Genomic DNA, 20,975 nt, shown 5'->3' with positions numbered 1-20,975 from the left:
CGCCGCGCGACGAATCACGCGGACTGAACCCCTTGATCGAAGGCCTGAAAAGTGGCGCGAGCGCGGCAGCGGACACATTTGTCGTCGCTGTGCCCGCCGCTCATTGTCCCCGGAACACAGGAGGAGAGGGAGGGGCGTCGACAAAGTGTCGACAAGGCAAATCACCGGAAATACAAGGAGGTTACGAAACCAGAGATTCGCATAATCGATATTATGGAACCTAAAATCCATTCCGCGGAGGGGTGGAAGCGGTCGGTTCGGCGGCTGCGTCTGGTCGGCGCAGCCGCGAGGCTTTTGTTCTGCCGCGTTTCCAACGCCGAACTGGCGGCGACTTCGGCTGGAAACATTCTAGCACGCGCCAAATCGGCGCGGTTCGAGCCGCTGCGGTCATGGATAATGAAGAGATCGGCTCAGGCCAGCTCGATCCGCATTCCGTCGAAGGCCGGCGTCACATTGTCCGGCAGCGTCGCTTTGAGCGTCTCGTAATCGAGATCGACGTGCAGATCGGTCAGAATCGCGCGGCGCGGCTTGAAATGGGCGACCCATTCCAGCGCCTCGCCGACGGAAAGATGCGTGCCGTGGCGCTTGTGGCGCAAAGCGTCGATGATCCAGACGTCGAGCCCCTCGAGATGGCGGAAGCTCTCCTGGGGCACGGAATTGAGGTCCGGCGTATAGGCCAGGCCGCCGATGCGAAAGCCCAGAGCGTCCATATCGCCATGGTCGAGCCGGAACGGCATGGCCTCGATCGCTCCACCGGGCCCTTCGATCATCACTTCGCGACCGAGATGGATGCGATGCTCGTCCAGCAGCGGCGGATAATAGCTGCCGGGCGGCGTCTTGAAGATATAGTCGAAGCGATCGGTCAGCATTTTCGCCGTCGGCTCGTCCAGATAGGCCGGAATCCGCCGGCCGCTCTCCAGGACGAGGCCGCGCACATCGTCGACGCCATGGGTATGGTCGGCGTGCGGATGGGTGAAGAGAATCGCGTCGAGATGGTCGACCTTCGCGTCGATCAATTGCTCGCGCAGATCGGGCGATGTGTCGATCAGCATATTGGTTCGTGCGGCCCCGTCCGTCCGCGTCGCCAGGATCGAGCAGCGGCGACGGCGGTTCTTCGGATTGGTCGGATCACAGGCGCCCCAGCCTTGGCCGACGCGCGGCACGCCGCCCGAGGAGCCGCAGCCCAATATGGTGATCGTCAGGCTCATTCCGCCGCCCGCCGTTCGCGACTCTCTTCGATCGGCGTCATTTTGGAGAAGAGCGCCAGCGCATTGGCCGTCGTCCGCGCCGCCATCTCCTCGAAGGAGACGCCTTTGGCCTCGGCCAACGTGCGCGCCGTGTCGGCGACATAGGCCGGCTCATTGCGCTTGCCGCGATGCGGGACGGGGGCGAGGAAGGGCGCGTCGGTCTCGACCAAGAGCCGCTCGAGCGGCACATCGCGGGCGATCTCGCGCAATTCGCCCGAGTTTTTGAATGTCACAACGCCCGAAAAGGAGATGTAGAGCCCGAGCTCCACGGCCGTCTCGGCCAGAGCGCGCGAGCTGGTGAAGCAATGGAGCAGGGCCTTGAAAGCCCCCTTCCCCATTTCCTCGCGCAAAATGGCGGCGCAATCGGCGTCGGCGTCGCGCGAGTGGATGACGAGCGGCAGCCCGCTCTCGCGCGCGGCGGCGATATGGGCGCGGAAGACGCGATGCGCCAGCTCGCGTGGGGCCTTGTCATAGTGATAGTCGAGCCCCGCCTCGCCAATGCCGACACATTTCTCGTGGCGCGCCAGCGCGACGAGCTCGGCCGCGCTCGCCTCGCGCTCCTCATGCGCGTGGTTGGGATGCGTGCCGACAGTGCAAAACACATCCTCATAGCGCTCGGCGATAGCGCGGATCGCGTCGAATTTCTCGACATGGGTCGAGATGGTGACGAAACGCGCGACGCCCTGGGCCCGAGCGCGGGCGACGACCTCCTCCTGCTCCGGAGCGAAATCGGGAAAGTCGAGATGGCAATGTGTGTCGATCAGCATTCTCTATTCGCCTCGTCAGGGGCAATCGGTCACCAGTCCCTCGGCCCGTCCCGGGCGGAGCGAACGCGCGACTCGCGTCACCAGCGCATCGAATTTCTTCTTCTCGGCCGCGGGATAATCGATCGCCACACTGTTCCAGATCGTTCCGTGGCAGGACAGCAGCGATTTTCGATAGAAGATGCGGTCGCCCTTCGTCCCGGAGACCGCGAGCCAGTCTTTGCCCTGCCGTTTGTAGGTGACGGTCTCGCCCTCGCCGGGCGCGAGGCGCTCGGCGAGCTCCTGCTCCTTCTGGAAGATCCGAAAACCGCCATAGACGATGATTTCCGACCTTTTGTCCGGCGAGGCGAAGACGCGTCCGTCGTCATTCTCCGGCGCCTCGCGCATGGTCCAATCCTTCGGCACATCGGCCGTCGTCCCGAAACGCGCGTTGCGATAGCTGCGCCAGCCTTCGGCATGCAGGGCGCCCGCATAGAGGATGGCGGCGATCGCCGCCGCCGCTCGAAGCCGGCTCCCTTGCAGCATGCCCAAGATCGTCTCCGTTTCAGCTCTTCCCGCCGGCCGCTTCGCCTTCCTCCACATAACGCGGAAAGACGGGAGCAGGCGCCGGCAGCGGCGCGCCGGGCGCGAGCGCTTGCGCCTCGCCCGCATGGGCGAAATCGCGCGCGTCGTCCGCAACGCCGAGCAGCCCAAGCAAGCTGGAGGCCGCGGCCGGAATGAAAGGCTGCAGCGGGATGGCCAGCCGCCGCAGCGTCTCCGCCGTCACATAGAGAATGGTCTCCATGCGCTTCGGATCGGTCTTCTTCTTGGCCCAGGGCTCCTCGCCGGCGAAATAGCGATTGGCGTCCCCCACGACGCCGAACAGCTCCGCCAGCGCCAGATGCGGCGCATAGGCGTCCATCGCCTCGCGCGCCTTGCCGAGCGCGGCCGAGGCGTCGGCGAGCAGCGCGCGGTCGGCCTCGGTCAATTCGCCCGGCGTCGGGACGGCGCCGCCGCAATTCTTGGCGATCATCGACAGCGAGCGCTGCGCCAGATTGCCGAGGTCATTGGCGAGATCGGCATTGATGCGATTGACGATCGCCTCATGCGAATAGCTGCCATCCTGGCCGAAGGGCGCCTCGCGCAGGAAGAAATAGCGTAGCTGATCGACGCCATAGCGCTGCGCGAGATCAATCGGATCGATGACATTGCCGACGGATTTCGACATTTTCTCGCCGCGGCTGAACAAAAAGCCATGCACGACGATCTGCTTGGGCAACGGCAGCCCGGCCGACATCAGAAAGGCCGGCCAATAGACCGCATGGAAACGCGTGATGTCCTTGCCGATGACATGGGCGTTCGCCGGCCAGAAGCGGGCGCGATCCCCCTCCCCGGTCAGAAAGCCCGTCGCTGTGATGTAATTGGTGAGCGCGTCCACCCACACATACATCACATGCGGCGCATTGGTCTGCGGCTTCGGCGGGACCGGAACGCCCCAGTCGAAAGTGGTGCGGCTGATCGAGAGATCAGTGAGGCCGCGCTTCACGAAAGAGACGATCTCGTTTCTGTATTTCTCCGGCGTGATGAAATCCGGATGCGCCTCATAGAGAGCGAGCAGCTTCTCCTGATAGGCCGAGAGCTTGAAGAACCAGCTCTCCTCCTCCACCCATTCGACCGGCGTGCCCGTGGGCGCGAGCTTCTTGCCCTCGACCTCGGTGATCTCGCCTTCGTCGTAATAAGCCTCGTCGCGCACCGAATACCAGCCGGAATATTTGGCGAGGTAGATATCGCCAGCCGCCTCCATGCGCTTCCAGATCTCGAGCGCCGCCTCCGCGTGGCGCGGCTGCGTCGTGCGCACGACATCGTCGGCGAGAGCGTTCAGCGTCTCGCCCATGGCCTGGAACTGGCCGGCGGTGCGGTCGGCGAGCTGCTGCGGGGTCAGCCCCTCGCGCTCGGCGGTGCGTTGCATCTTCTGGCCGTGCTCGTCCATTCCGGTCACGAACAGCACGTCGAAGCCGTCGAGCCGCTTGAAGCGCGCGAAAGCGTCGGTCGCGATACGCTCATAGGCGTGACCGATATGCGGGGCGCCATTCGCGTAAGGAATGGCGGTAGTGATCATGAAGGTCGGACGTTCAGCCATGGGCCAAGGGTCTAGCGCGCTTTGCCGCGGCGGGGAAGCGGCAGGCGTGCAGCGCAGCAGATTTCCCTACGCCGCTCCGAGCGCTTCAATCCGACGTCGAGGCCACGATCAGCGTCAGCCGCTGCTGAGCGGGGACATGAACGGCGAAAAGGAAGACGCCCCACCAGTCGAGGCCACGTTCGAAAAGTTTCGCCGCCTCCGCCAGCTTCGGGGAACTCCAGTCGAAAATTTCGTGGTCGAGGCCCGGCGGCAGGATGAAGTCCCGGATGGCGACGAACATCTCCTGTATTTCGCTCGGCTTCGCGTGCAGGCCGTAGGGCGGCGACGAAAAGGCGTAGGCGAATTGTCCTCCCGCTCCCACCTCTGGTATCGGGCCTCCGCCCCCTGCGAGCGCGGCGCCATCGAGATCCCGAAACTTCGGGTCGACCAGCTTGCGGCCATCGCGCGTGTGGAACCAGCCCCGTTTGACGAGGGAATCGGTCTCGGAATCATACCATTCCCCGTAAAACTCTCGGTCGCCGATTTGGCGATAGTGTAGCTCGGCGAGCTTTTCCCGGTCGACGTCGGGAATGACTGTCGCAATGGCCTCGAGCATCCAAGCCTCATCGCCTCGGGCGTCGTCGAAGATCAAGAAGCCAACGACTCCGCCAGCCCCCCAGAAACGCAGGAAAGCGCTCGGCAGCTTTTCGACCGGCCGGAATTTCGGCTCCGCTTTCGTCATCGAATTCTCATAACTCCGCGAGCGCGTCCCGCCAATGTTCGAGCTTGCGTTCGAAAGGCATCGCCGCATGCGCCGGGCTCGTGGATGGGAGCACGATGCTGCGCGGCGCCGATGAGCCAAGCGTCGGCGCGACCTTGCGGCGGAACAGATCGCCGGCCTTGGCGCCGTTGAGGCAGATCAGCCCGATCTGGGCGTGAGCCACGAGAAAACCGGCGAAATCATTCGTCTCGACGCTGGCGACGTCGATTTTCTGGTCGAGACTGCCCGGCCGCCGTCCCTCGGCGCAGACGTCCCACAGCGCGACGCCCCGCGCCATCAGCCGCTCGAGCCGTTCCTCATAGGGAAGCTCCGGCGCGGCGCCGAAGAGCCGCCCCATGATCGGCCAGAAAGCGTTGCGCGGCTGGGCGTAATATTGGACGCGCGCGAGCGAGACCTGCCCGGGCAGCGAGCCGAGGATCAGCACGCGGGCGTCGGCGCGGGAAATCGGCGGAAAACCTTTCGAAATCGGAATGTCGTCCAAGGAAGCCTCTATCGACTCGCCGCTTCTTCGAGATCGGCGAAGATCGACAGAATGAGCGCTCTCTTGTCGAAATTGAAGACTTCCGTGTCGCGCGCCGCCTCCGTGATGCGCTCCCAGGCGCGTGCGTAAGGAGCGAGGCTCGCCGCGCTCGCGCCCTCGCCCGCCTTCGCCCGCACTATGCGGTCGAGGAAGCGATAGAGCCCGCTCATGAAAGTCTCATAAGCGTGCTCATTATCGCGCCCGGCGAGCCGATCCGCGAGCGAATGCACGGCGAGCCAATCCACTTGCGGCAGGCGCGCGAACATCGCCCGCAGCGCCGCGTCGAAGGCGACGCCGTCGCCATCCAGCAGGCGCAAAGCCTCGCGGACGGAGCCTTCCGCCCCCGCGGCCGCGCCGGCGAGCGTTTGCTCCGGCAGCTCTCCCCATGGCGCGCCGAGCGCGCGGATCGCGGCGACGACATCGGGCTCGGCGAGCGGCGCGAGCGTCAGCTTGCGGCAGCGCGAGCGGATCGTCGGCAGCACGCGGCCCGGCTGATGCGCGACGAGCAGGAACAGCGAGCGCTCCGGCGGCTCCTCTATGAGCTTCAGCAGCGCGTTGGCGCTGGAGCGGTTGAGATCGTCGACGCAATCCACGATGGCGACGCGCCAGCCGCCCTCGCCCGAGCTCTGATGGAAGAGATGAATCAGCCGCCGCACATCCTCGATGCGGATTTCCGTGAAATGCTTCTTGGTCTTCTCGTTCCACTCGCGGCGCAGCAGGAAGAGGTCGGGCAGCGCCAGCGCCGCTATGCGCCGGCTGACGGCGGTCGCCTCGGCGACGAAAAGCGATTGCGCGCGCGCCGCCTCCGGCGCGGACGGATCGGGATAAGCGAGCAGAAATCGCGCGAGGCGCCAGGCGAGCGTCGCCTTTCCGATTCCCTCCGGCCCGCCGATGAGAATGGCTTGGGGCAGCTTGCCGCGCCGAAAGGCGTCGAGGAATTCGCTCTCGGCGGCCACATGGCCGAACAGCGCATGGGTCTCGCGCGGATGCGGCGCGTCGGCGAAACGGTCGCTCTCCGGCGGGGCCTCTACGTCGCGCTTCACGCGATCACGCTCTGCAGAGGAATGACGATCTCGGGCCGAAAGAAGCGGGCTTCGACAATGTGCCAGATCGCCTCGGACACTTCCTGCTCCGGCGCCAGCGCGTCGACGACACAGCAGCGGCCGGGCTCGCCGGCGGCTATGTCGAGATAGGCCTGGCGCAGCCCCTTGTGGAACTCCAGCCCCTCGCGCTCGAAACGGTCGGCGGCCTCGTCCGGCGCGCGGCGTCGATGCGCGCGCTCGAGGCCGATCTCGGGCGGAAGATCGAGAATAATGGTCAAATCCGGGACGGAGCCCATCAGCGCGACGCGCTCGAGCAGAGCGATGAGCCGCGGATCGACCCCGCCGCGCGCGCCCTGATACGCCCGAGTGGAATCGGCGAAACGGTCGCAGATCACCCAGGCACCGCGGGCGAGCGCCGGCTTGATCAGCCGGTCGAGATGATCGATGCGCGCCGCCGAGAACAAGATCGCCTCGCCGAGCGGGCCGAGCGAAGCCGCCTTGCCGCCGAGCAGCGCTTCGCGCAGCACTTCGGCATGTGGCGAGCCGCCGGGCTCGCGCGTCGCGATCGCCTCGACGCCCTTTTGCGCGAGGCGTTCCTGCAAGCGGCGCATCTGCGTCGACTTGCCGGCCCCTTCGCCGCCTTCGAGCGTGATGAACTTGCCGGCCCGGCCCTTGTCCTGCCCACGCGCCGGGCCGAGCGGCGGCTCTGCGCTCATTGTTTCTTCGACAGTTTATTGTGAATGGCGCCGGCCGCATATTCATAGGCCGCGTCGAAGGCGCGGCTCGGGAGCGAGCCTTTCTCGACCGTCTCGGCGGCTTCGAGCGGCTGCTCGAGCACGACGGTCGAGCCGCGGCGGATCTCGAGCTTGGCGACCTTGGTCCCCGCCTCGATCGGCGCGATCAGCGGCCCCTCATAGACGATCTTGCCGGTGAGCTTCTCCGAGCCGCCACGCTGCAGCAGCACCTTGATGTCGCTCGGCGCACTCAGCGGCACGGAGCCGGCGGTTCCGCCATAGACCTGCGCCGAACCGACGCTCTCATTGGCCTTGAACAGCGACTTCTCCTCGAAATTGCGGAAACCCCATTGCAGCAGCTTGCGCGCCTCTTCGGCCCGATCCTTGGCCGTATGCAGCCCATAGACGGCGACGATGAGGCGCCGATCGTCCTGCACCGCCGAGCCGACCATGCCAAAGCCGGAATCGTCGATATTGCCGGTCTTCAGCCCATCCGCGCCAATGCTCATGGTGAGCAGCGGATTGCGGTTCTGCTGGCGGATCTTGTTCCAGGTGAACTCCTTCTCGCCGAAATAGCGATAGAGGTCCGGATAGGTCTTGATGACGTGCGACGCGAGCTGGACCATCTCGCGCGGCGTCACCTTCTGGTCCGGCCCGGCCTGGCCCCAGGGATTGCCGAAGATCGATTTGGTCAGGCCGAGCTCGGAGGCGCGCTTGTTCATGCGGCCGACGAAAGCCTCCTCGGACCCCGCGACGCCCTCCGCCAGAGTGATGGCCGCGTCATTGCCCGAGTCGATCACGAGGCCGCGGATCAGATCCTCGACCCGCGCCTTGCTGTTGACGGCGAGGAACATCGCCGAGCCGCCGGCCGGCGCGCCGCCGGCGCGCCAGGCATGCTCGGAGACGATGAACTCGTCGTCGAGCTTCAGCCGTCCCTCGGCGATCTCGTGGAACACGATCTCGGCCGTCATGATCTTCACCGTGGAGGCGGGCGTCACATATTCGTCGGCGCCCTTCTCGAGCAGCACCGTATGCGTTCCCGCATCGACGAGAATGGCGCGCGGCGCGCTGGTCTGAAAGCCTTCGGCGAAGACCGCCGTCGGCGCGACGAGGGAAGCCGCCAAGGCCATGCCGAGTTGGACTTTGCCGAGGCGGATGAGGAATTTGGGAAGGGAGACAGGCACGCGTCTTTCGCCTTCGTTCAAAACGCCGTCGGAGGGCGTCGACGGCCTCACGCAATGAGTTCCGCTAAAATGTGGCGCGTCGGGCCGCAGAAAGCAACGGCCTCGCGCAGAGCTCGGTCGGCGGGAGCGCCGTCGAGGTTAATTGAGTGCTTGCCTCAGCCGGACGCTGCGGGGCGACGCCGTCCCGAGGTCGAAGGGCCGCGAGGGCGGAAGCGGCGCGCTCTTGGCCATAGCGAGGGCCTTGGCCGAAACGGGCGTCGGAAGGGTCGAGATCGACTCTTTCTCAGCGGCGCGCTCGGCGGCGCGCGCCTCGGAGCGGCGCGGGCTCTCGACCTCGCGCGCTTCGGCGCGGGATACGCCCTCATCCTCCCGCGCCTCGGCGCGGGAAGCGGTCGCGCGTTCCGGCTGCGGCGTCTCTTCCGCGCGCTCGAGCCGGGCGACGCGGCTCGGCGTCTCGCGCAGATTGGTCGCCACCATGATCGGCGCGCCGCCCGGCAGCGTCGCCGGCCTTCCGTCCTCGCGCAGAGTCGCGAACAATTTGGTGTCGTCGGAGCCCGCGAGCGCGGCGTGGCCGACATAGTCGACCTTCACCCGCGCGGTGCCGATTCGGTGGAAATCGAGCGCCTCGGCGACGCGCTGCGAGACATCCATCACGCGGCCGCCGTGATAGGGGCCGCGATCATTGACGCGCACGATCATCGAGCGATGGTTGCGCAGATTGGTGACGCGCGCATAGCTCGGCAGCGGCATGGTCGGATGCGCGGCGCTGATCGAGGCGCTGTCGAACACTTCGCCATTGGCCGTCTTGCGTCCGTGGAAATCCGATCCGTACCAGGAGGCGAGGCCGACAGCCGAATAGGACCGCTCGCTCGGATAATAGGTCTTGCCGGCGATCTGATAGGGCTTGCCCACCATGTAATAGCCGCCGCCGCGCGGCACCTCCTCGCCATCCGCGACAACGCGCGGGCTCGGCGCCACGCCATAGCGCGGATCGACCTGCGAGCGCGCCATCTTGTGGACGGCGGGCGGAGCGGAAGAACATCCCGCGAGCGCGCAGAGGCCCAGAAGCACGAAGGAGTTGCGAAAGTTCGGCAGTGTTGATCTCGATCGCATGTCAGGGGCGCATTCGCTCGAAATGGGGGACGGTGTCGCTTCGCTCGCGGGGCCTCACGGAACCGCGTTTGCGACGCGCTCTGATCAACCACGCGAAATCGGCGCGACCGCACGCCTCAATGTCTCGCGCCCGAATTACTCGAGAGTTAACGCGCCTCGCGCTCCCTCTCCCGCATCCTCGAGCTTCGCCATGAGAAAGGGCGATTGCGACCAAAATGCGACGCGGCCGATCCTTGTCGCCGCGCAGGCTCCCGGGAATCGCCCGGCGTAGCGCGGCGTTCACCATGTTTCGCGATCCGGGACGGCGAGATCGACGATGCGCGTCTCCACCCGCTCCGATCCGCGAAACACATTCATTCCCAGTCGCGCAGCGACATGCAGCCGCCGCCCGCGACCCTCGAGCAGCGCATCGCCGATCGGCGTTCCCACCACGCGAAAGGCGATGGCGTCGAGCCGCGTTCCGTCGCCGGACTGGATCCGCGCCCGCACATGGGACGCGCCGACGATCGCCGCGTCGAGAATGCGATGGTCCGGATAGACGAAGAGCGGCTCGGGATTGCCGGCGCCGAACGGTCCCGCCCGCTCGAGCTCGCGGGCGAGCTCGACGCCGGCGCCGCGCGCCGTCAGCGCGCCGTCGACGAGCAGCGCATCGGAGTCGCGGGCGCGCTCGACATCCTCTTGGAGCGCGTCGTTCATGAAGGCGCGGAACGCCTCGAGCCGCTCGCTCGAAAGCGTGACGCCGGCCGCCATGGCGTGTCCGCCGCCCTTTTGGAGCAGGCCCTCCTCGACAGCGAGCCGCACCGTTCGACCGAGGTCGACGCCACTCGAGCCTCTACCTGAGCCTGAGCAAATTTCACCAGTCTTTGCAATGACAAAGGCCGGGATCTTGAACTTGTCCTTGAGCCTCGAGGCGACAATTCCGACAATGCCCGGATGCCATCCCTCCGAGGCCACGACGAGGCAGGAGAGGCGATTGGAGCGCATGAGCTGTCGATCCGCCTCGGCCTCCGCCTCCTCCAGCGTGGCCTTCTCGAGAGCCTGGCGCTCGACGTTCAGCCGGTCGAGCTCGGCGGCGATTCGGGCCGCCTCGATGGGATCGCGCAGCATCAGCAAGCGCGCGCCGAGCGCCGCATCGCCGATGCGTCCGCCGGCGTTTATGCGCGGCCCCAGGACGAAGCCGAGATGATAGGCCCGCGGCGCCCCATCCACGCGCGCCGCGTCGAGCAGCGCCGAAAGGCCGACCCGCCTCCGGCCCCGCATGACGGCGAGGCCCTTCACCACAAAAGCGCGGTTGAGGCCCTGCAGCCGCGCGACATCGGCGACCGTCCCCAGGGCGACGAGATCGAGGCCGGCGAGCAGATCCGGCTCCGGCCGCGCGCTGGTCCAATGGCCGCGCCGGCGCAGCTCGCGGGCCAGCGCCGCGAGCGCGAGAAAGGCCACTCCGGCCGCGCAGAGATGGCCGAGGCCGGAGAGATCGTCGGCTCGATTGGGATTGACGACGATGGCGTCCGGCAGGATCTCCGGCGCTTGATGATGGTCGATGACGATGACGTCGAGCCCCGAGGCGCGCCCGGAGGCGAGCGCGGCATGGCTCGTCGTCCCGCAATCGAGCGTCACCAGCAGGCTCGCGCCCCGCGCCTGCAGCTCCGCGATCGCTTCGGCATTGGGGCCATAGCCTTCGAGGATGCGGTCGGGGATATGGAGGAAGGGGAGCGGGCAGCCGGCGGCCTCCAGAAATTCGACGAAAAGCGCGGAAGAGGTCGCGCCGTCGACGTCATAATCGCCGAAAACGGCGATCTGCTCGCCGGTCTCGACCGCCCGCGCCAGACGCTCGACCGCCGCGTCCATGTCCTGCAGCAGCAGCGGGTCCGGCATGAGCGCGCGCAGTGTCGGATCGAGAAAGGCGGCCGCCGTCTCCTGCGTCACGCCCCGCCCCGCCAAGACGCGCGAGAGGGCGTCGCCATATCCGTGAATCTGGGCGATGGCGGCCGCCTGCGCCTCCTCATGCGGCCGCAAGCGGGCGCGCCAGGGGCGGCCGGCGATCGAGCGCTCGACCCCGAGGAAGGGCGGTCGGTCGCTCCCGGCGATTTTATCCAGCATCCAAGGCCCGGCGGCAAAAAGCGAATCGTTACCGAAAAGCATCGCGGCGCGGGTCCGGCGGGTCAATGCGGCGGAGCCGCGTCTCCACCGGGTTCTTACGTTCTTCACCGTCCGCAGAAGGCGCAGCGCCAGCGCGGGCCCTCCCCGGCCAGGGTCGCGCTCGCTACGATCGGCGCATGACCGATATGATTCGCCTGCAGGCCGGCCCCAGCGACATGGCCGAAATCTCGCCGCTCGGCGCCGAGCTGGTCTCCTGGCGCGCCGGCGAAGTCGATCTCGTCTGGGAGCCGCAGGCAGAGGTATGGCCGCAGACCGCGCCGCTTTTGTTCCCCGTGGTGGGCTGGACGCGCGATGGAATTCGCGTCGACGGCGCTCGTTTTCCGCTCGGCCTGCACGGTTTCGCGCGCCAAAAACGCTTCACCATCGAAGAGCAGTCGAAGGAATCCGTCTCCCTCGTCCTCGAGGAGGACGAGGCGAGCCGCGCGCTCTATCCCTTCGCCTTCCGCCTCGAGGCGCATTTCGCGCTACGGCCGGGCGCGCTGCGCGTGTCGCTCACGACCTCCAATCGCGACGCCCGGCCCCTGCCCTACGCCGTCGGCCTGCATCCGGGGTTTCGCTGGCCGCTGGGCGGCTCGGCCAAGCCCCATGCGATCCACTTTGACGCGGTCGAAAGCGGCCAAGTCCCGATCATCGCGCCGGGCGGGCTGTTCTCCGCGCGCCGGCGCGCCATCCCGCTGGAGGAAAATCGGCTTCCGCTGTCCGCCGCGCTCCTTGAGCACGAGGCGCTGTGCTTTCTCGGCGCGGCGAGCCGCCGTCTCCTTTACGACAATGGCGACGGGCTCGCGCTGGCGGTCGAGCTCGAGGATTTTCCTCATATCGCGCTATGGTCGCGGCCCCCTGCTCCGTTCCTCTGCATAGAGGCCTGGACCGGACACGGAGACCCGGAGGATTTTCACGGCGATCTGCATGAGAAGCCGTCCATGCGCATTCTCGCCCCCGGCGAGAGCGCCGCGCATGCGGCAACTTTCCGCTTGGAGCGGCGGGCGGGAAGCGAATAGGAATAATCCTTGCTTCCCTACACTCTATCGGCTAGCGCGGATTTGTCGCGCGTAAAGGACGGGTCGGACATGAAATTCGCCGCCAATGTCATCGAAGCGATCGGCAACACACCGCTCATCGAATTGAAGGCGGCGTCGAAAGCGACCGGCTGCCGCATTCTCGGCAAGGCGGAATTCATGAATCCGGGCGGCTCGGTGAAGGACCGCGCCGCGCTCTCCATCGTCGAGGCCGCTATAGCCGAAGGCTCGCTGAAGCCGGGCGGCACCATCGTCGAGGGCACGGCAGGCAATACGGGCATCGGCCTCGCGCTGGTCGCCAATGCGCTGGGTTTCCGCACCGTTATCGTGATCCCAGAGACGCAGAGCCAGGAGAAGAAGGACACGCTGCGCCTGCAGGGCGCGCAGCTGGTCGAGGTGCCGGCGGTTCCCTACGCCAATCCCAATAATTATGTGAAGCTCTCGGGCCGCCTCGCCGAGCGTCTCGCCAAGGAGAGCCCGCAAGGGGCGATCTGGGCCAATCAATTCGACAATGTGGCCAATCGCGACGCCCATATTCGCGGCACCGGGCCGGAGATTTTCGCCGACACGGACGGCGAGATCGACGGTTTCGTCTGCGCGGTGGGCACGGGCGGCACGCTCGCGGGCATCGGCATCGCGCTGAAGGAGCGCAAGCCCTCCGTCAAGATCGCTCTCGCCGATCCGCTCGGCGCGGCGCTCTATTCCTATTACACGAGCGGCGAGCTGAAATCCTCGGGCTCCTCTATCACCGAGGGCATCGGGCAAGGCCGCATCACCGCCAATCTCGAGGGCGCGCCGATCGATCTCGCCTATCAAATTCCCGATACGGAGGCGCTGCCGATCATCTTCGATCTCGCCGAGAACGAAGGTCTACTGCTCGGCGGCTCCTCCGGCGTCAATGTGGCGGGGGCGATCCACCTCGCCAAGGAGCTCGGGCCCGGCCATACGATCGTGACCATCCTCGCCGATCTCGGCACGCGCTACGCGTCCAAGCTCTATAATCTCGAGTTTTTGCGCGGCCAGAATCTGCCGACGCCGCGCTGGCTCGAGCGGACGGGGACGATCGATCCGGGGTTCGTGTGACGAGGGCGCGGGGCCTGCTCGCGGCGCCCAGGCGAAGGACGGAGTCTCGAGTCTTTTGTTTCGACGCGTTTCCGACGCCGAACCGCGTCCACGTCTGGAAAGGATCTAGAGGCTCGCCGCGATGCGCTCGGCCTGCTCGACATCCTCCGGCCGGTTGACGTTGAAGAAGGGATCGTAAGGCGCATCCGGCCATTCGACGAGCGTGTTGGCGTAGCGCTCGATGAAGCCCGAGACCTTGCGCAGTTCCTCCTTCACCAGCGCATGGCGCAGCTCCTCGCGCAACGCCACCGGCCAGAGAGCGACGGCGTGATGAATACGGTCGCCGGATTTGGCGACGGCGATCTCCGCTTTCGCCTCCGCGCGCGCGCCGGCGAGGCGCTGGGCGAGATCGAGCGGAACGAAAGGCGTATCCGCCGGAACGCTCAGCACGAGAGGAATATCCGGGAAGTTCGCGGCGACATGGTCGAGTCCGGCGAGCACGCCGGCGAGCGGCCCAGCAAAACCCTCCACCTCGTCCGGCACGATCGGCAGATGGAAGGCGGCGTAGCGCGCCGGATCGCCATTGGCGTTGAGCGCGAGGCGCACGCATTGCGGCGCGAGCCGGCGCACGACATGCTCGAGGATCGGCGCGCCGGCGACCGCGATCAGCGGCTTGGCGACGCCGCCCATGCGCCGCGCCTGCCCGCCGGCCAGAATGAGTCCGAAACAGCGCGTCATCTTCCCCTCGCCCCAGCGGCCCGTCTCAGAACCTATACCATAGGGCGCCGAGAAGGCCGCGCTCGGCGGATTCATTGACGCCGCGCAGCGCCGTGCGAACGCCGAGCTGCACGGCGACCGCCTTCGTCACATCGCAGACGGCGCTCAACTGCGCCTTTTGCGATGACATGAAAGGCGCCGAACCGCTCCAGGGCGAAAAGGCGATGAAGCTCTGGGCGAGCAGCAGCACGCCCTCGATCGGCCGCAGGCCGAAGGTCATCTCGCCGCGCAGCTCGTCGCCGCTCTGGCCAAAGGAGCGATAGCCCAATTGCGCCTCGCCGAAGCCGGAGAAGCCGAAGATTTCGAGCGGCCAGCCGAATTGCAGACGCGCGTCCTGCTGGAGCGGCCGCTTCATGTCGAGATAGGTCTGCGCGCCGGGCGTCGCGGCCCGCAGGCTCGCTTGAACGGAAAGGACCGTCGCGCCCCATTCGAGAAGACGCAGCCTGCCGCCGAGCCAGCCGGCGCCGAGCCCCTCGTAGCGCGGGCCGCCGCCGAGCCCCGGCGGCAGATAGAGCGGCGCCCCGGCGAGCGCCTCCGCGGTCAGAAACTGCAATTGCCCGAGCTGGCGCGAGCCGTCGGAGCCGCGGAAGCGCATGTAGCTCGACTCGGCGACGACGGTGAGCTCGTCGATGAGGCCGTATTCGACATAGGCCTGCGTCTCGAATTTGGCGTAGGAGGGCGCGGCGACGAGCTTGCCGCGGGAATCATAGGCCTTGTGCGCGTCGCCGAAGCTCGTCGAGAGGATGACGATCCCCTCGCCCGGCTTCTGCAGAAACGCGCCGGCGCGGCACGCCGTCGAATGGAGAATCGACAGAGCGACAGCGCAGGAGCAGAAATGCGCCCATGAACGCATAAAGGGAACGCCGCATGATGCTCGCGCGTAAGTCGCAGATCGAGCTCATAAAAGCTAAATTGAAATCACTTTGTCCACAAGCGGCGCCCGCCCCGGGCGCCGATTCATGGTGAACCGCTGCGCATCAGGCCGAGAATGTCTCGCCGCGCCAGCTCACGCTCTCGAGCTGCAGATCGCCCTTGGCCTCGAAGGCGTCGGGGCGCAGGCGCAGCTCGCCGCCGATCATCTCTATTCCGAGCAGCCCATAGGCGGCCGAGAGCATGCGCGCCGCGGCGCCCGTGTACCAGCTCCAGCCCCCGCGGCCGTCATAGCCCTCGCCCTCATAGACGTCGGCCGGCTGCTGATGCGGCGCGAGACCGTAGACGTCCGCGGCCTCCGGAGTTGTGAGGCGCGACAGCGGCGAGATGGTGAACCAGGCCCGCCATGCGCGCTCGAACAGCGCATCGGCTTCGGCGCGGTCGCCGCGATCGGCGGCGTCCAGCGCGAGGCGCGTCAGCGCATCGACGAGCCAGGAGACGCCATGCGAATATTGGCCGCCATTCTCGCGCACGCCCGGCGGATATTCGGCGCTGCGGCCGGGATAGGGGCTGGAATTCTCGTCGAAGAAAGGCGTCACCAGCAATATGCGGTCGGGCCGCGCCAGCTGCGCCAGAGCGGCGTCGAGCGCCTCCTTGCCGCGCGAAAAATCCACGGCCCCGGAGAGGATCGGCCAGGAGGCGGTCATCGCGCTCATCGGCGCCACTTCGCGTCCGTCGTCGGCATAGGCGCGCAGGAAGCGGTCGCCGCGCCAACAGGCGTCGAGCGCAGTGCGCAGCGCCTCGGCGCGCTCGCGATAGCGCGTCGCGCGCGCCACATCGCCGCGCGCCTCGAACAGAGGCGCCATGTCGACGAGAATTCCATGCAGGAAGAAGCCGACCCAGACGCTCTCGCCGCGCCCCTCGGCGCCGAGCAGATTGAGGCCGTCGTCCCAATCGCCCGCGCCCATCAGCGGCAGGCCATGGGCGCCGAAACGATCGAGCGAATAGTCGATCGCCCGCGCGCAATGGCCGAGCAGGCTGTCCTTGTCGCGCGAGGTCAGCGGGACGCTGGCGTTTCCTTCCCGGTCGGGCGGGGTGAGCTCCGCCTCGAGGAAGGGCTCGATCGCATCGAGAATGGCGTCGTCGCCCGTGCCTTTCACATAGCGGGCGGTCACATAGGGCAGCCAGAGATGCGGGTCGGAGGCGTGGGTGCGGTCGGCGATGCCGCAGCCGCCGTCGGGCGCGTCATGCCACCATTTGACCGCGTCGCCCTCGATGAATTGATGCGCGGCGTGCGTCAAAATCTGCGCGCTGGCGAGATCCGGCGCGAGATGAATGAGCGGCAGCACGTCTTGCAACTGGTCGCGATAGCCGGTCGCGCCCGAACGCTGCGCCGGGCCGGAGCGGCCCCACAGGCGCGAGACGAGCAGCTGATAGGGCAGCCAATCATTGACCAGCCGGTCGAGCTCCGGCCGATTGGTCTTCACCCGCAGCACGCCGAGACGTTGGTCCCAATCGCGCTTGGTCTCTTCCAGCGCGCGCGCGGCATAGGCCGGATCGCTGGCGAGGGCGGCGAGAATCTTGGAGCTTTCGAGCGTCGGCGTCTGCCCCATGGCGACGACGACGAGAGATTCGCCCTGAGCAGGAACATCGATCGCGCCGGAGAAGCTCGCGACCTTGCGCTGATGTTCCGGCGCGCCGGCGTCTGGATGGCCGTGCTCGACCATATAGGGAAGCGCCGGATCGCGGCTCTCATGGCCGAGGAAGCGCCGCCGCGAGGTCTCCGCGAATTCCGCCGGAACCGAGGTGGAGACGAAGGCCCAGCCCTGGACGAAATTATTGTCCGGGTTGCGGAAGTAGAGCGCGCGCTCATTCTCGCCCGCGACCGCCTCGACGCGGCCCAGGCTTTCGTTCGGCGTCTCGGCGAGGACGATCTCCATCGCCGGGGTGATCTGCAGCAGGCGCTCGTGATCGCGCCGGTTGATGATGCGCAGCAGCTTGATTTCGACCGGCTGGTCGGGCGGGACGAAGACGGTCAATTCGAGATCGAGACCATCGCGGCTCGCCCGATAGACCGCGTAGCCGAGACCATATTCGACAGAATGCTCCGCGTCGCGCCGCCGCAGCGGGGCGAAGGTCGCCGAATGCGCGTCCTGCCGGGCGAGGTCGTAGACATAGATGGCCTGACCGGCCGGCGTCATGCGCCCTTCGCCCATGCGGAAGGGCGTCAGGCTGTTGAGCCGCGAATTGCCGTGGAAGGAATAAATGTCGCCGTGATTGCCGAGCACGGCGCCCTGCCCGACCGCATTGGCGATCACATGAGCGTAGAGCCGCGGCGTGTCGGGACGTAGCGTCAGGCTGCGGCCGTCCTCGGCGAAAGCGTAGCGATGCTCGGACGGCGCCGGCGGATGCAGCAGCGCGCGCTTGCGCGCCAGCGCTGTTTCCACGCTCGCGAAATCGAAGTCGCGCGCGAGGTGTTTGGCGATCATGCGCGTCGCCGAAGCGATGTCGCGCCCCCAGCCGTCGACGATGACGATCTCCGCCGCGCCGCCCGCTGAAATTTCCAGCTCGGCGCGCAGGCTCGCGATCGGCTCGAAGCCGAACAGCAGGCCTTCGTCGGACGGATCGCGCGGCTGATCGCCATCCTGGAGGCTGTCGGGCGCGCCGGCGGCGCCGAGCCCGTAGAAGCGCGCTTTCACATCCTCATAGCCGATGAGGCGAAGCCGGGTCCCCTCGCTGGCGCCGATCGCATGGAAGCCGACCTCGGGCGACAGGCGGCGGTCGACGTCGCGGCGCGCGCCGCCCTTGAGCAGGCGGTTCTGCGCGATGATCGCATTCAGCCCCCCGACGAACCATGTGCCGATATGAATGGCGTTGTAGGCGGCGTCGCGCTGCTCGACGCCGGTCTCGTTCAGCACCCATTCGCGCAAGGTCGCGAGGGTGATCTTGCGTGGGCGCTGCTCGAGATCGACGAGGCGAAGCCGCGTGATCTCGACCGCCTCGTCCGGCGCGAGCGATATTTTCGCCTCTATGGCGAAACCGCCCTGCTCAGTCAGCAAATAGAGGAAAGTGCAGCCCTCGCTCTCCAGCGAGACCTTCTCGCAGCGAACGCAGGTCGGCGCGGAGCCGAGCGACCAGAGATCGCGGCCCTCCTCGCGGAAGAACAAAAAGCGTCCGCGCGGATGCGCGTGATCGTCCGGCCGGCGGGTGAGATCGATCGGCGGGCCGCCGCGGGCGACGCCCTCGACGCGCATCGCGCCCTGCCCGTCCTCGAACCATTGGCTGGTGACGAGGCCATTGGTCAGTTCGAAGGGCTTGGAGCCGGGCGCGCCGCCGGCGCCGGTGATGCCTTCCAGCGGCAGCTTGCCGGCCTTGGCCAGCTGCATCAGCAGGAAAATGACGAGCGCGATGGAGAGCACGCCCGCATAGGCCATATAGCCGCCCATGAGATAGGAATAGGACGGCGGTCTGAGATGCGCCATGCGCTCGGCGGCGCCCCAGGCCTGATCCCATTCCGCGCCGCGCGGAATATAGAAAGGCAGCAGCAGCGGCGCCCAGGTCGCGAAGCGGCGCAGGCCTTCCGGTATCGCGCGGCTCTTCTGCGCCTTGCCGATGAAGCGCGCGGCCTTCTCGTCGGCGACGTCGCCGCCGACGAAGGAGAGGTTCACCAAGGTCGCGACGCGCAGACCCATATGGTCGAACCAGATCAGCACGCGGATCGCGTCATAGGCGAGCAGAGCCGTGAAGATGTCGAGGCTCCAGGCGCGGAAATCCTGGTCCGGCAGCGCGTGATTCATCCATATGGCGACGCCGGTGCGGATGAGGCCGTCCTGATTGTACCAAGTCGGATCGGGCGTCGCCTTCAGGAAGGAATAGATGACCGGCGCCATCCACAGACCCCAGCGCAGGACGCGCACGGCGTTCTCGACCAGCATGTCGAGGCCTTCCCAGCTCGCGAGCTGGCGCAAAGGCGCGAGGCTGCGGCGAACGAGCGCCGTCAGGAAGAAGAGATTGATCGAGAACAAGGGCGCGGCGAACACCCATTGGATGACGCCCGAGAGCGATTCGTCGAAGAACAGCCGCACGCCGCCGTCGACGAAGCCGAGATTGGTCGCGCCCCATTTGGAGAAGAGCGGCCGGATGACGTAATCGGCCACTGGACGCCCATCGGCGGCGTAGCTCAGCGAGATATAGGCAAAGAATTTCTTGGCGATCGTCTCGAGCTGGCCGGCGTCTAGATACCAGGCGACGGCGCCGCCGACGAGGCCGCCCAGCAACGCGCCGAGCGCATAGACGCGCCAGCTGCGGAGATGCTGGCGGCGCTTCTGCTGCAGAGCATAGAGATCCAAACCCATGTCGACGCCGGCATAGGCGAGAAGACCCGCCCCCGCGCCAAAGAGGAAGCGCGCGCCGCCGTCTTCGTGCGGCAGGCCGAAGAGAAGCGCGAAGCCCACCGCCGCGCCGGCGACGACGCCACGCGGGAGATTGGCGATCCGCCGATATTCGCGCCGCAGCCGGGCGGCGAAGGGCGGCGTCGAATCCGTGCTCTCGACGATGGCGCGGACGAGCGGGAATGTCGCCGCGCCGATGAGCGCGCCCGCGACCGGCCCTGCGGCGACGAGAAGGCCGAGCGCCGGCGGGAAGGTCACGACCATACCCGCGACCAGCAGCAGCGCCATGAAGACGAAGCCATAGACGGCGCCCTTGGCCGCGCCGGTCTTCCAATCGCTGAGCACGATGACCGGCAGAGAGGGCGTCCCGCGCAGCATTCCGGCCATGGCCTGGGTGACGAGATAGGTCTCGCCCCACAGGCCCGCCTGGGCGGCGGCGGCGAGCAGCGCGGCCACGACGATGGCGATCGGCGCCGGCAGAAAGGCGACATGCGGATGCGCGCCGAGGCTGGCGATCTCCGGCGTGACGGCGGCGATCAGCGCGGCGAGGAACAGCACGCCATGCGGGCGCCATTGCTGCGGCAGATAGCGGCCGAGCGCCAGCGGCGCGCCGACGATGACGGCCTCGTTGAGCAGGAACAGGACCAGAGTCCGGGCCGCGATGACGCGCGCCGTCTGCGGCGCGTCGAGGCCCAGAAAGAGGAGCCCGCCCAAATCGCCGATCGTCCGCGAGCCGAGCGCGACCAGGAGACAGAACAGGAACGGCAATAGGAACAGCGCCCCGCGCAGCGCGAAACGGGAGCCGGGCAGAATGGCGACGCCGAGGAGATAGAGGCCGACCGCCGAGCTCGCCCCGATCGGCGTCAGCGTGAACAGATCGCCGAGCGAATCCGGCGCGCGCCAGAGCACGCCGGAGGGATCGCAGAGGAAGGCGAGCGCGCCGACGGCGGAAAAATCGAGCGCGAAATCGACGCCCTGGCGGATGCGCCCGAGCGCGGGCCGCAATAGGAACAAGGCCGTCGCGGCGAAGAAGCCGGCGACGAGCAGATGCTCCCGGCCGCCGCCCGCCTCCATGGCGGAGACCAGTCCGCAGATCGAACCGAATGCGATCCGCCCGAATCGCGCGCCGACAGTCGGCAGGCCGGCGTCGAATGGCGCCATGTGGGTCTCCAGCTTGCGCACGGCCTGCGGCGGGCTGCGGCCTCCTCCTGCGCG

The 20,975-nt window shown here is 67.2% G+C and carries 16 protein-coding genes; 2 read left to right on the top strand and 14 right to left on the bottom strand.

Annotated elements, in window-relative coordinates:
* Positions 1-410: 410 nt before the first annotated feature.
* The 11 genes from AC6IY7_RS17335 to recJ form a co-directional block, all read right to left on the bottom strand.
* The gene (locus AC6IY7_RS17335; RefSeq protein WP_497780646.1) at positions 411-1,208 is read right to left on the bottom strand and encodes an MBL fold metallo-hydrolase; all 798 of its coding nucleotides are present in this window, start codon (positions 1,206-1,208) and stop codon (positions 411-413) included.
* Positions 1,205-2,014, bottom strand: a complete 810-nt coding sequence (locus AC6IY7_RS17330; protein WP_497780645.1) for a TatD family hydrolase — start codon at positions 2,012-2,014, stop codon at positions 1,205-1,207. The genes AC6IY7_RS17335 and AC6IY7_RS17330 overlap by 4 nt, the downstream gene beginning before the upstream one ends.
* A 15-nt stretch (positions 2,015-2,029) precedes the next feature.
* Positions 2,030-2,536, bottom strand: coding sequence for a hypothetical protein (locus AC6IY7_RS17325; RefSeq protein ID WP_497780644.1), 507 nt, complete (start codon positions 2,534-2,536; stop codon positions 2,030-2,032).
* Positions 2,537-2,555: 19 nt separating this feature from the next.
* Positions 2,556-4,109, bottom strand: coding sequence for a methionine--tRNA ligase (gene metG, locus AC6IY7_RS17320; protein ID WP_497782875.1), 1,554 nt, complete (start codon positions 4,107-4,109; stop codon positions 2,556-2,558).
* 106 nt (positions 4,110-4,215) lie between these two features.
* Positions 4,216-4,851: a hypothetical protein gene (locus AC6IY7_RS17315; protein WP_497780643.1), complete on the bottom strand. Its 636-nt coding sequence runs from the start codon at positions 4,849-4,851 to the stop codon at positions 4,216-4,218.
* Positions 4,852-4,858: 7 nt separating this feature from the next.
* Positions 4,859-5,371, bottom strand: a complete 513-nt coding sequence (locus tag AC6IY7_RS17310; RefSeq protein ID WP_497780642.1) for a DNA-deoxyinosine glycosylase — start codon at positions 5,369-5,371, stop codon at positions 4,859-4,861.
* Between the two features lie 8 nt (positions 5,372-5,379).
* Positions 5,380-6,453: a DNA polymerase III subunit delta' gene (locus AC6IY7_RS17305; RefSeq protein WP_497780641.1), complete on the bottom strand. Its 1,074-nt coding sequence runs from the start codon at positions 6,451-6,453 to the stop codon at positions 5,380-5,382.
* On the bottom strand, positions 6,450-7,169 hold the full coding sequence (gene tmk, locus AC6IY7_RS17300; protein WP_497780640.1) for a dTMP kinase: 720 nt from the start codon (positions 7,167-7,169) through the stop codon (positions 6,450-6,452). Before tmk ends, AC6IY7_RS17305 begins: the two co-directional genes overlap by 4 nt.
* Entirely contained in the window at positions 7,166-8,317 is a 1,152-nt protein-coding gene (locus AC6IY7_RS17295; RefSeq protein ID WP_497782874.1) for a D-alanyl-D-alanine carboxypeptidase family protein, read from the bottom strand. Before AC6IY7_RS17295 ends, tmk begins: the two co-directional genes overlap by 4 nt.
* Before the next feature lie 192 nt (positions 8,318-8,509).
* On the bottom strand, positions 8,510-9,484 hold the full coding sequence (locus AC6IY7_RS17290; RefSeq protein WP_497780639.1) for a septal ring lytic transglycosylase RlpA family protein: 975 nt from the start codon (positions 9,482-9,484) through the stop codon (positions 8,510-8,512).
* A gap of 279 nt (positions 9,485-9,763) precedes the next feature.
* Positions 9,764-11,584: a single-stranded-DNA-specific exonuclease RecJ gene (gene recJ / locus AC6IY7_RS17285; protein WP_497780638.1), complete on the bottom strand. Its 1,821-nt coding sequence runs from the start codon at positions 11,582-11,584 to the stop codon at positions 9,764-9,766.
* Between the two features lie 176 nt (positions 11,585-11,760).
* Here recJ and AC6IY7_RS17280 point away from each other — a divergent pair, with 176 nt between their 5' ends.
* Together AC6IY7_RS17280 and AC6IY7_RS17275 are read left to right on the top strand one after the other, a co-directional pair.
* On the top strand, positions 11,761-12,642 hold the full coding sequence (locus AC6IY7_RS17280) for an aldose epimerase family protein (protein WP_497780637.1): 882 nt from the start codon (positions 11,761-11,763) through the stop codon (positions 12,640-12,642).
* A gap of 69 nt (positions 12,643-12,711) precedes the next feature.
* A complete protein-coding gene (locus AC6IY7_RS17275; RefSeq protein WP_497780636.1) occupies positions 12,712-13,743 on the top strand; it encodes a cysteine synthase A in 1,032 nt (343 codons plus the stop codon).
* Between the two features lie 105 nt (positions 13,744-13,848).
* Here AC6IY7_RS17275 and mobA read toward each other — a convergent pair whose 3' ends face one another.
* The 3 genes from mobA to AC6IY7_RS17260 form a co-directional block, all read right to left on the bottom strand.
* Positions 13,849-14,460, bottom strand: coding sequence for a molybdenum cofactor guanylyltransferase MobA (gene mobA / locus AC6IY7_RS17270; protein ID WP_497780635.1), 612 nt, complete (start codon positions 14,458-14,460; stop codon positions 13,849-13,851).
* A gap of 25 nt (positions 14,461-14,485) precedes the next feature.
* The gene (locus AC6IY7_RS17265) at positions 14,486-15,352 is read right to left on the bottom strand and encodes a hypothetical protein (protein ID WP_497780634.1); all 867 of its coding nucleotides are present in this window, start codon (positions 15,350-15,352) and stop codon (positions 14,486-14,488) included.
* 124 nt (positions 15,353-15,476) lie between these two features.
* The gene (locus AC6IY7_RS17260; protein WP_497780633.1) at positions 15,477-20,921 is read right to left on the bottom strand and encodes a GH36-type glycosyl hydrolase domain-containing protein; all 5,445 of its coding nucleotides are present in this window, start codon (positions 20,919-20,921) and stop codon (positions 15,477-15,479) included.
* Between the last annotated feature and the right edge of the window lie 54 nt (positions 20,922-20,975).

The organism is Methylosinus sp. is20ea, assembly GCF_059718135.1.
The sequence above is the reverse complement of the archived record's forward strand: the minus strand, read 5'-3'. Positions and strand labels throughout refer to the sequence as shown.